The sequence below is a fragment of the Photobacterium swingsii genome, assembly GCF_024346715.1.
GTDB classification, from domain to species: Bacteria; Pseudomonadota; Gammaproteobacteria; order Enterobacterales; family Vibrionaceae; genus Photobacterium; species Photobacterium swingsii.
The window spans coordinates 1,871,959-1,884,640 of the sequence record NZ_AP024852.1; the positions used below are offsets into that span (position 1 = coordinate 1,871,959).

Sequence of the window (12,682 nt, forward strand, 5' to 3'; positions counted from 1 at the left end):
ACGACTCTAGCAACATAAAACAACTTCTCGTTATCTTATTGGCGCATGTTAAGTGCCCTGATAAGTGTTTGCGTAATAAAAGGAAGACATAATGGCGGATCAACCCCAAGCTAAGTACCGCGCTGACTATCAAGCGCCTGAATATACCATCACAGATATCGCCCTAGACTTTGACTTACACGATACGGCAGCACGTATTATTGCAGTAAGCCAAGTAAAACGTCTAGCAGAGCAGGATGCCGCGCTAAAGTTGGATGGTGATGCACTGAAGCTCGTTCGCATTGAAGTAAATGGTGAAGCCTGGACTAAGTATGAAGAGACACCTGCTGGCTTAACACTAACTGGCTTACCAACTGCGTTTGAGCTAACCATAGAAACAGAAGTGAACCCAGAAGCGAATACGCTACTAGAAGGCTTATATAAGTCGGGTGGTGGTTTCTGTACACAGTGTGAAGCTGAAGGTTTCCGTCGCATTACTTATTATCTAGATCGCCCAGATGTGCTTGCGCGTTTCACGACAAAAGTGACTGCAGATAAAGCCAATTTCCCATTTTTATTGAGCAACGGTAACCGCATTGCTCAAGGTGATTTAGACAATGGTCGCCATTGGGTGCAGTGGGAAGACCCGTTCCCTAAACCAAGTTACTTATTCGCACTTGTAGCGGGTGACTTTGATGTGCTTCGTGATAAGTACACCACCATGAGTGGCCGTGACGTCGAGCTCGAAATTTTTGTCGACAAAGGTAATTTAGATCGTGCTGATTACGCGATGACTTCGCTAATCAATTCCATGAAGTGGGACGAAGAGCGTTTTGGCCTTGAGTACGATTTAGACATTTACATGATTGTGGCGGTTGATTTCTTCAACATGGGCGCGATGGAAAACAAAGGTCTAAATGTCTTTAACTCGAAATTTGTATTAGCAAATCCACAAACTGCAACGGACGTAGATTACCAAGGTATTGAAGCTGTTATCGGCCATGAATACTTCCATAACTGGACAGGTAACCGCGTCACTTGTCGTGACTGGTTCCAGTTGAGCTTGAAAGAAGGCTTAACGGTATTCCGTGATCAAGAGTTTTCATCTGATCTAGGGTCTCGTGCTGTAAACCGCATTAACAATGTACGCATTGTTCGTGGTCCACAGTTTGCTGAAGATCGCGGCCCAATGTCACACCCAATTCGTCCTGAGCAAGTGATTGAGATGAATAACTTCTACACCTTGACTGTTTATGAAAAGGGTAGCGAAGTAATCCGCATGATGCACACCTTACTGGGTGAAGAGAAGTTCCAAGCAGGCATTAAGCTTTACTTTGAACGTCATGACGGTACTGCTGCGACATGTGATGATTTCGTTCAAGCGATGGAAGATGCATCAGGTGTTGATTTAGTGGCATTCCGTCGTTGGTATAGTCAAGCCGGTACGCCTGTTGTGAATGTAGCGACTGATTATGATGCAGAAAGCAAGAGTTACCGCGTAACGGTTAAACAGGCAACGGCACCAACACCAGGCCAAGAAGAGAAGGTCGCGCTGCACATTCCGCTTGATATCGAACTATACGATAGCAAGGGCAATGTTATAGAGTTACAGTGTAACGGTGAGGCGGTTCATCACGTCCTTGATGTGAAGCAGGAAGAACAAGTATTTGAGTTCGATAACGTACCAGAGCAGCCTGTTATTTCTCTGTTGCGCGAGTTCTCTGCACCTGTTGTGCTGGAATATGATTACAGCGATGACGAACTTGTGTTCTTGATGGTCCATGCGCGTAACGAGTTTGCACGTTGGGACGCAGGGCAAATGCTATTGGCGAAGTATATCCGTGACAATGTCACAAATGTGCAAAATGGCAAAGCGGTTGAATTCCCTGCAAGTGTGGTTGATGCGTTCCGTGGTGCATTACTGGCAGATGATCTTGATCCTGCCTTTATTGCAGAAATGCTGACGCTACCAAGTGAGAATGAAGTTGCGGGTTGGTACAAGTGTGTGGATGTTGATGCCATTAATAAAGTGGTTGGTGAAATCAAAGCAATCCTAGCAACAGAGATGGAAGACGAGCTGACAGCTATTTACCATTCTCTCGCGCAGCCAAGTTACACCATTGAACACCAAGCGATGGCGAAACGTGCTTTACGTAACCGTTGTTTGTCTTACCTTGCATGTACCGAGAAGGGCAACGAGCTTGTTACTGCACAGTACCAAGTATCAGACAACATGACAGATACGATGGCAGCGATGGCGGCTGCGAATAATGCTGAGCTTGCATGTCGTGCTGAGCAGATGAAAGATTTCAGTGACAAGTGGACTCATGATGGTCTGGTTATGGATAAATGGTTTGCACTACAGGGTAGTAACCCTGCGGATAATGCACTCGCTAATGTTCGTGAAACCATGAACCACCCAGCGTTTGATTTGAAAAATCCGAACCGTACTCGTAACTTGGTGGCCAATTTCTGTGGCAATAACCCAGTACGTTTTCATGCGAAAGATGGCTCTGGTTATGTATTCTTGACGGAGATCCTTACTGCACTGAATACATCGAACCCACAAGTTGCATCACGCTTGATCGAACCATTCCTGAAATACCGTCAGTACGATGAAGCACGCCAAGTGTTAATGCGTGCTGAGCTTGAGAAACTTGCAGCGCTAGAGAATTTAGCAAAAGACTTATTTGAAAAAGTTGAGAAGGCACTGGCACTTTAGTCATGATGCCTGCTAAATTGCTGTAGCAGGATGTTGTTATATCCAGATGCCAACCGTAATGGGTTGGCATTTTTCTTATTAATACCCGTAGAGAGCCAAGGTTAAGTGTCATGAACGCATTCACATTTTCAGTCAACATTAGCTATCAAGCATACTTAAACCATTATTCTGGTGCTGCAAGTAGCGTGGTAGTCGTAACTGATAATGGTATACGTCTTCAATTGCCAGCATCGCGTTTTCGACCTTTTTTGAGCCAAATTGGTGTAAAAGGCAGATTTAGGGTTGAGGTAAATGCGCAGAATAAAATCGAGAATATTTATCAAATAAGCTGATACTTATGGGGTAGATACGCCATAACTTACTATTAACAACTTTATTTGTAAGGTTATTGTTGAAAGTAGGAAATATTATTTCTGTGCCAACTGGCTGTTATTTATCCTGAGAAAAATGACCGTTAGCCATTAGAAAAATTGATAGTATAAATAATTGGTTAGACCAATTAACCGTTTGAAGCCTTATTCTGCGTGCATTGGAATGGGATCTCGCTTTTATAAACCACCAAATCTTAACCTTAGTCACATATTCGATTTTTTGTCTGATTTTTAGAGTAATTAACGTAACTAAATCGCAACAAAAAGCTCTACAATAGCTCCACGCATTATGCGTTTATACTAAATTTATAAAAACATAAACGATGGAGCATCACGATGACCGCACCTGACCCAATCGTGCCGGTATTGCTTGAAAAAGTGTATGGCTTAATCCAAGACAAAATTGAAACTCCCCAGCAGTCATTAGTCGAAGTTTTTGCTCAGCGGTTATTAGGACAGCTAGCAGATGACGATCTATTGCAACGAAATGAATCTGATTTATATGGTGCTGTACTGAGCTTATGGCATCACTTATTGAAAACCGATCCTACAACAACCTCTGTTCGTGTTTATAACCCAACATTAAGTCGTTACGGCTGGCAATCCACGCATACTGTGGTTGAGATTGTTGTGCCTGACTCACCATTCTTAGTGGATTCAGTACGTATGACACTGAACCGCTTAGGCATTACAAGCCACTTAATGTTGAATGGTCCGTATTACTTTAAACGTAATGAAAGCGGCACAATTGTTGAAGCTTGTGGTACAGAAGGTGATTTCCAAACGCTATTCCACATCGAGGTAGATCGACTGACAGATAAGTCTGAGATGGAAACCTTGAAGCGTGAACTTGAGCAAATGCTGGTTGATGTGGATCTGGTCGTAACAGACTGGCAAGCAATGCAAGACAAAATGCAGTCTATTGCTAAAGAACTAGAAACGGCTCCTTTACCAGTCGATGATTCGAGCCGAGCTGAAGCGTTAGAACTGCTGGATTGGGTCACTCGTCATAACTTCACCTTTATGGGTTACCACAATTACGACTTAAAAGCCGTAGAAGGTGATTATCAGCTTTGCCCAACAGAAGAAGCAGGGCTTGGTTTACTCAGTAAGCCAAATAAAGCGCGCTGTTTAATGTTATCTGATCTTCCTGAATCTGCGCGTTTCGAAGCACGTAAACCTGAAATTATGATCCTGACTAAAAGTAACGGTCAGTCGAAGATCCACCGTCCTGCTTATATCGATTACATCGGGATCAAACGTTTTGCTGAAGATGGTAGTGTGATCGGCGAGCACCGTTTTGTCGGTTTGTATGCGTCTACTGCTTATCATCAAACAGCAACGAATATTCCACTTATTCGAAATAAAATGGCGCGTATTCTTGAATCTTCAGGCTACACAGAAGGTTCACATTCATGGAAGGCGCTGAATAACTTACTTGAAACTTACCCGCGGGATGAACTCTTCCAAGCGACTGAAAAAGAAATGCTGGATGTAGGTTGCGGTGTGGTTCAAATGCAAGATCGTGACTTATTGCGTTTGTTTGTTCGCCGTGACCCATTTGGACGTTTCTTCTCTTGCATGGTGTATGTCACTAAAGAGCGTTACAACACGGAACTACGCAGTAAGACACAGGCGATCTTGAAAGAGTATTTCGGATCGGAGCAGAACGTCGAGTTCACCACCTTCTTCTCTGAAAGCCCACTAGCGAGGACACATTATATCGTGAGGGTAGAAAACAATAACTTCAATATTGATGTTAAAGCGATTGAGCATAACTTGGTTGAAGCAGCGGCATCATGGGAAGATCGTATTAGCGATGCATTAGTGGCAAACTTTGGTGAAAGCCGTGGAACATCACTTGCGAAGAATTATTCCCGTGCATTCCAACGTTCATATAAAGAAGAAATGCTACCAGGTTCTGCGGTGGCAGATATTGAGCAACTAGAAAGCCTAAGCGAAGAAAACAAGTTGGGTATGTTGTTCTATCGTCCACAAGAAGAAGCCGCAGACTCACGCTTTGTGAAGCTAAAACTGTTCCATCGTGACGAACCTATCCATCTTTCTGATGTGATGCCGATGCTTGAAAACCTTGGTTTACGTGTGATCGGTGAATCACCTTATCAAGTGACCACCAGCAAAGGCACTGTTTTCTGGATCCTTGATTTTGCGATGTTACATAATGCGTGTACCGGGATTGATCTTCGAGAAGCTCGCGATCGTTTCCAAGAAGCATTCTCTGCGATTTGGCACGGCACACTAGAAAGCGATGGCTTTAACCGTTTAGTACTATGCGCGGGTTTAACAGGCCGTGAAATTACTATTTTACGTAGTTACGCACGTTATATGCGCCAAGTTGGCTTCCCATTTAGCCAGCACTACATCGAAGAAACACTGTCGAGCCATAACGATCTTGCTCGTGATCTTGTCGCTCTGTTTGAGTTGCGCTTTGATCCGAAAAAGAAACATTCAGAGAAAGCAGAACAGACGCTTATAGGGAAACTGAACGGTAAACTGGATCATGTAGAAAGCCTAGATGACGACCGTATTATTCGCCGTTACATGGAGATGATCCTTGCAACGCAGCGTACTAACTACTATCAGCTTGATGAAAATGGTAAGAATAAACCTTGGTTGTCGCTGAAACTACGTCCTTCAGACATTCCAGAAATTCCTCAGCCTGTGCCATTTTTTGAGATCTTTGTATATGCACCTGATATTGAAGGTGTGCACCTACGCGGTGGTAAAGTCGCACGTGGTGGCTTACGTTGGTCGGATCGCCAGGAAGATTTCCGTACCGAGATCCTTGGTTTGGTAAAAGCTCAGCAAGTGAAGAACACCGTGATTGTACCTGTGGGTGCGAAAGGTGGCTTTATTTGTAAGCGTCAGCCACAAATGACAACGCGTGAAGAGATTTGGGCAGAAGGCCAGCGTTGTTACAAGCGCTTTATCCGCGCTTTGCTTGATGTAACAGATAACATTATTGATGGCGATTTGATCCCACCAGCGAATGTTGTTCGTCATGATGAAGATGATCCGTATTTGGTTGTTGCAGCAGATAAAGGGACAGCAACATTCTCTGATTTAGCTAACTCAGTATCTGAAGACTACAACTTCTGGCTAGGTGATGCATTTGCATCAGGTGGCTCGAATGGTTACGACCATAAGAAGATGGGGATTACTGCAAAAGGGGCGTGGGAATCGGTTAAACGTCACTTCCGCGAGCTAGGAACAGACTGCCAAACAACAGATTTTACCTGTGCGGGTGTCGGTGACATGGCTGGTGATGTGTTTGGTAACGGTATGCTGCTATCGAAACATATCCGCTTAGTCGCTGCCTTTAACCACATGCATATTTTCATTGATCCAAATCCTGATTCGGCGAAAACATGGCCAGAGCGTGAGCGTCTATTTAATCTGCCACGATCTAGTTGGGAAGATTATGATCAAAGTTTGATCTCTGAGGGTGGTGGTATCTTCTCTCGCCGTAGTAAGTCGATCAAACTCACACCTCAGATCCAAAAACTATTGGGTACGCGTAAGCAAACTATGCCACCTAACGAATTGATCCGCCTGATTCTTCAGATGGAAGTCGATCTGTTATGGAATGGTGGTATCGGTACTTACGTTAAAGCAGAATCTGAAACTCATACCGATGTGGGTGACCGTGCTAATGATGCACTTCGTATCAATGGTAACGAACTGCGTGCCAAAGTTGTTGGTGAGGGCGGTAACTTAGGTATGACCCAATTGGGCCGTGTTGAGTTTGCTAAACGTGGTGGTTTGGTTAATACCGACTTTATCGATAACGTTGGCGGTGTTGACTGTTCAGATAACGAAGTAAACATTAAGATCCTGCTTAATAGCCTTGTCGCTGGTGGCGATCTTACTTATAAGCAACGTAACCAACTGCTTGAAAGCATGGAAGATGAAGTAGGAGAAATCGTTCTTGATGATGCTTACTGCCAAAGTGAGTCTATTTCAGTGACTCAACAGCAGCAAGTACAGCTTCTGAAAGAGCAAATCCGCTTTATTCACCACCTAGAGCGTGAAGGTAAACTGGATCGCGCCCTAGAAAATCTGCCAGACGATGAAACACTGGCAGAGCGTGAAAAATCAGGTATGGGACTAACGCGCCCTGAACTAGCTGTATTGGTTGCTTACGGTAAAATGGTGCTAAAAGAGCAGCTTGTAACAGATGAGATTTCGAATGATCCGTATCATGCTCGCTTGCTACCTGCGTATTTCCCTGCACAGCTAAAAGAGAAATACCGTGCGCAAATGGATAACCATCCACTGCGTAAAGAGCTGATTGCCACCTCGCTGGCAAATCAAATGTCGAATGAGATGGGTTGTAACTTCGTGACTCGCTTACAAGAAGAAACAGGGGCAACTGTTGCCGAAGTCTCTTCTGCGTATGCAGTAGGGCGTAGTGTGTTCAACTTTGATAAGTTCTTCGATCAAATTCGCGAGCTCGACAACGTCGTATCAGCAGAAACACAATACGACATGCTTTACCGCTGTCGTCGCATGTTACGCCGCGCGACTCGTTGGATCTTACGTAATCGTGACCGCAAACTGGGTATCGAACAGCAAATTAGCTTCTACCAGCCAGTCGTGAATACCTTGAACGAAAACTTAGAAAGTTACCTTGTAACTGAAGAGGTTCAAGAACACAAAGATCAAGCTGCTGTTATGGTGGCACAGGGGGTTCCACAAGCACTGGCCGAGAATATCGCTCGTTTAAGTAGCTTGTATTCAGCAATGGATATCGCGCAGATTGCGAAAGAACTGAAACAAGAAATTGACCAGATTTCTCGTGTGTACTTTGTGGTTGGGGCAGAGTTGTCATTGCATTGGTTCTTGCAACAGGTTAACAACCAGTCTGTTGATAACCATTGGCAAGCACTGGCAAGAGCATCATTCCGCGAAGACCTTGATTGGCAGCAGCGTCAATTAACATCCGCGGTTATTACAACCATGGCAGATGATGCGACGGCAGAGCAGGGAATCGAAGCTTGGATGCAAGAACACGATAAAGCAATCTTGCGTTGGGAAAGTGTATTGGCTGAATTTAAAGTCGGTAATGTTCATGAGTTTGCGAAGTTCTCTGTCGCATTACGAGAGTTGATGTTACTTAATTTAAATTGCCGTTCTAGTATCTAACGAGCACAATAAGCAAACTTAAGAAAAAGCCAACCGAGAAGGTTGGCTTTTTTATTGACTCAACGAAATGAGGATCTTGCTGTTTCTCGTGATTTAACACGAGCATTTTAAAGATCGTTTTATTGGATTTTACTACATAACTCTCTGATTTAAATTCATATTAATATTGGTCACAGTGTCACTTTTTGCATTGATTGTTATCTGGTCACGGCCATTTTCTTTTGATTGGTATAAAGCAATATCAGCTCGTTTAATCCAGCGAACCGCATCATCCTCAGCAAAAGCAGGGCTAAGCCCAACACTGATAGTTACTTTTGCGTGGTAAGGGTAATGCTGTTCACGTATGTGTTGACTAAGTGTGTCCATGACCTTAAAGGCTTCATTCATGTTGGTATTATCAAATAGAATCAAAAATTCATCGCCACCTAGTCGAAATAAAATATCTAAATCACGGGTATGTTGATTAAGGGTTTCGACTACATTTTTAATGACAGTATCACCGACATCATGGCCATACAGATCATTCACTTGCTTAAAGTGATCTATGTCTATTAAGGCAACACATGCTGAAAATCCACGATTTTTCTGAGCTATCGAACGGTTCATAAAAGCATCAAGCTGGTGGCGATTCAATGCACCTGTTAATGCATCGCGGGTTGATAAATAACGCAACTCCACTTGAAGATGGTGAATGGCTTCAACTGCAACGTGGGCTATGCCGGCGCAAGCGATGAGTGAAGATATAAACCGCATTGCGTACTGCCAATCAACATGGTAAAAAGATGCAATTCCGCAGCCTACGACTAAACATGTATTCGTAATAAGCGCCTGACGCCGAGGAATGATAAAAACCAACGTTACAGCAATAGGGTACACCCAATAACTGACGAACATACCAAGTTCATAAATGCTTAAGGTAATAGAAATAACGAGTAGTGAAAGGGGGATACCATTGCCAATAATTTTTCGTTCAACATAAAGTAATCCAATCATTTCGATGATAAAGCTGAGCTCAAAAGCAAGAAGAGAAAGACCGAGTAAAGTCTCACCTATCAGTAAATTTTTAATACCGAGTGGTATAAAAGTGAAGATGGTTACTGCTGTGATAAATTTGAGTATGTGTTGACGACGATAAAAGTCCAGAAGTTCATCATCGCCATGTTCAAAACGGAGTTTGTTTAATGTCATAAGCGGCCTTATTGAAATGATTTATTGGCCAAACCTGGTTCAAAAGAAGCAAGGTTTTACTTTGTAATGACTCTAACTTACCTTTTAAACGTATGTTTTAAAAGTGCCACTCATCCATATATTCGTTATTTGGATGATTTGAGTAACAAATATGATTAATTGTTTAAGAAAGAAGAGGAGTAGCATACCGTTATTATTAGCATTTCCCTTCCTTAGCATGTACAAAAATGGCCTTGCCGCGTAAACGATTGCCTATAAAGCCCAATCTAACCCACGATTAATTTTTACTAACTCATTGTAAATAATGGTATTAATTATAACTAACTGTTTTAGGTATGATTTTCTTAAAATTCTGATTGATGTTAACCACGAATGTGTGAATAATGTCATCCCGTTTATACGGGGCTTTTATTAGGAGGTACAATGTTATACCGCCTCGCACGATCTGCTATTTTCAAGCTTGACGCTGAGAAAGCACACGATCTTGCTATTCAGAACTTCTCTCGCTTCACCGGCACTCCTCTAGATTTATTCTATCGTCAACATGTTCCTGATCGTCCTGTGGAAGTCATGGGAATTACCTTTAAAAACCCTGTAGGCCTCGCAGCTGGCTTAGATAAAAACGGCGAATGTATTGATGCATTTGGCGCAATGGGTTTTGGCTTTGTTGAAGTCGGTACTGTGACACCACGACCACAGTCAGGTAATGATAAGCCTCGTTTGTTCCGCGTTATCCCTGCAGAAGGTATTATTAACCGTTTTGGTTTTAATAACTTGGGTGTTGATAACCTGGTTGAGAATGTAAAAAAATCAACTTACGACGGCGTTATTGGTATCAACATTGGTAAAAATAAAGATACGCCAGTAGAAAAGGGCGCTGAAGATTACCTTATCTGTATGGAAAAGGTATACCAGTACGCGGGATACATTGCTGTTAATATTTCTTCACCGAATACACCAGGACTTCGTAGCCTACAGTACGGTGAAGCGCTGGATGATCTACTTTCTCAATTAAAAGAGAAGCAGAAAGAATTAGCAGAGAAACACGGTAAGTATGTACCGCTTGCGTTAAAGATCGCACCTGATCTTGAAGATCACGAAATTGTTCAAATTGCAGCATCGTTGATCAAAAATGAAATCGATGGTGTTATCGGTACCAACACCACACTTGATCGTACTTTAGTTAAAGACTTACCACATTGCGATGAAATGGGGGGCTTAAGTGGCCGTCCATTACAAAACAAGAGTACTGAAGTGATTCGTCGTTTAGCTGAAGAACTCGATGGCAAATTACCGATTATTGGTGTGGGTGGTATTGATTCAGCAATCTCAGCACGCGAGAAGATGGAAGCAGGCGCTCAGCTTGTTCAAATCTATTCTGGTTTCATTTATCACGGTCCAAAACTGGTAAAAGACATAGCGACTAATATTTAGTCTGCAGGTAGCAAACTCACTTAACAAAAGTGAATTTAGCAACGCGATTGTCAAAATTACATAGTAATGAACAACGAAAAGGGGATTTATTTCCCCTTTTTTTTTGTCTATGCAAAAGTAAAATTGTTCTAAAGTTTTCTGTAAGTCGTTGGATAAACAGTATAAAGAACTAAAACTGGAGCGTTCGCGTGCTAAAGCCAAATAACTCATGGAAGTGGTATTTTGACCAACAACATAATTCCCTAATGCTGCATTTGGGAAATGATATGGTTTTTCGTACAGCGATCCCTGCAAAATTTTTGATCACTTGCGCGATGCAAGAAAACACCTTCACCGTAGAGGATGCTACCGCTTTTGAGACTTTCAAAAGTAGTATCGAACATCTAGACCTTCCAAAACCCCGTAAAGCCGAATTAGCGCTTAACGCCGTGGCTGCTGGCCGTTTCCACAAACCTATGATGCCTAAAAGCTGGTTTTTTCAAACCCAATCCCATGGTTATGAACCAGAGCTTGGTGAAATTGTTACTTTAGCGACAGAGACAGGGCAGAGTAGGTTCATTGTGATAGAAAACAGTGGTAGTGCCAGCCTGTGTATGATGGCAGAGCAAGAGCCATTGTCACTGAGTAGCACAAAAGAGATGAATTACTGCGATACCATCAAAGTAATGAACGATCGCATTCCTCCGTTTGTAGAAGAACTGCATCAAGGCCTTGCGCTGGTAGGGTAACACTCAGCGCAAACCACGCCGCGTAAACCAGGACACTACACTAATAATAATTTATTGAATAACAAAGAGTTAGTGCTTTGCACCAATACGGCGGAAAGTGTTACTCAACAAAGTGTTTCTGCAAGCTGGTCGACTCTTGTGTATTTTTGAACTCTTGTGCCAAATAGAATAGGGTTGCAGCCTTAATCTATCCCTTCTCATACCAACCACAAGCTTATAAGTATAAAAGTAAATTGCTTCTGAACGAGCGGCTTACTAGCGCCTATAGGGCTGCTTCTTTGTTACATCACATATAAACACTGTATTTTATTCTCTTTATTCATACCTCCTCTGATACCTACCTATGTTCAAGTTCTTTAAGAGCTTGGCTTCACTTTTGGTAAAGACTAGCTACTAAAGGCTAGGCCTGCTCAATGTTAGCTTACCCCATACATCTACCTAGTTACCCACTTCAGAACTGACTGTCTTTCTATCGGTTTGCATCGAAAAATGGCAATTCATCTAACTTAAATCATAAAAGATTAGCCCGAAAAGGTTGTTTTATAAGCAGTAGTTTGTGCAATAAATGCGCAATATGAGTGATGTAACGCAGAAAAATGACGATAAATAATAATTTTTTTGTGCCTCTTTTTGCGATTAAAACACAAAAAAATACCATTCATAATCCTGTGATGAGAGTAAATATAATGGGCAATTTCCCCGTTTTCCTTCTTTGTGAAAGTGACTTACATCCATTAAACCTATAAATTCCCAATAGGAAACTATAGGTTATTTCCCAGTAGGAAAGGGATTGGAAATAAGTGAGTGCTCGCACCAAAATGCAAGCATTAATCATTTATAAACATCTTTATCTTGTGGTAATGCTTATATAAATCAATTATTTAAACGCATTGTATTTGTGGGTAGACAATGTGATGTGTGGATTTGTAAGTACTTACTGTAGCTATGATTCCTAGGTTTTATGGTGATTGTTTTTATATGTAGACAATGTTTCAGGCGGGAAACATGGGAGAGCTTTATCTACTTCACCATTTGCTACAACAACTGAGAAAAGCAGTGCCAGAAAGCAAAAAGTGTCCTTTAGTATCTGCTGA

The 12,682-nt window shown here is 42.3% G+C and carries 6 protein-coding genes; 5 read left to right on the top strand and 1 reads right to left on the bottom strand.

Translation table 11 applies throughout. The features are described from left to right. The first annotated feature begins 91 nt into the window (after nucleotides 1-91). From pepN to OCU77_RS08900, 3 genes are all read left to right on the top strand, one after another. Entirely contained in the window at nucleotides 92-2,701 is a 2,610-nt protein-coding gene (pepN, locus tag OCU77_RS08890) for an aminopeptidase N (RefSeq protein WP_048898347.1), read from the top strand. A gap of 110 nt (nucleotides 2,702-2,811) precedes the next feature. Then, nucleotides 2,812-3,033, top strand: coding sequence for a DUF2835 domain-containing protein (locus tag OCU77_RS08895; RefSeq protein ID WP_048898348.1), 222 nt, complete (start codon nucleotides 2,812-2,814; stop codon nucleotides 3,031-3,033). 375 nt (nucleotides 3,034-3,408) lie between these two features. Then, complete coding sequence (locus tag OCU77_RS08900; RefSeq protein ID WP_048898349.1) at nucleotides 3,409-8,238, top strand: NAD-glutamate dehydrogenase; 4,830 nt, start codon at nucleotides 3,409-3,411, stop codon at nucleotides 8,236-8,238. A gap of 132 nt (nucleotides 8,239-8,370) precedes the next feature. Here OCU77_RS08900 and OCU77_RS08905 read toward each other — a convergent pair whose 3' ends face one another. Beyond that, on the bottom strand, nucleotides 8,371-9,426 hold the full coding sequence (locus tag OCU77_RS08905) for a GGDEF domain-containing protein (RefSeq protein ID WP_048898350.1): 1,056 nt from the start codon (nucleotides 9,424-9,426) through the stop codon (nucleotides 8,371-8,373). Nucleotides 9,427-9,849: 423 nt separating this feature from the next. Here OCU77_RS08905 and pyrD point away from each other — a divergent pair, with 423 nt between their 5' ends. Both pyrD and OCU77_RS08915 read left to right on the top strand, forming a co-directional pair. Further along, nucleotides 9,850-10,860 (top strand): quinone-dependent dihydroorotate dehydrogenase, encoded by a 1,011-nt coding sequence (gene pyrD, locus OCU77_RS08910; RefSeq protein WP_048898351.1) that lies wholly within the window; start codon nucleotides 9,850-9,852, stop codon nucleotides 10,858-10,860. Nucleotides 10,861-11,048: 188 nt separating this feature from the next. Continuing rightward, entirely contained in the window at nucleotides 11,049-11,588 is a 540-nt protein-coding gene (locus OCU77_RS08915; RefSeq protein ID WP_107302865.1) for a cell division protein ZapC, read from the top strand. Nucleotides 11,589-12,682: the final 1,094 nt, after the last annotated feature.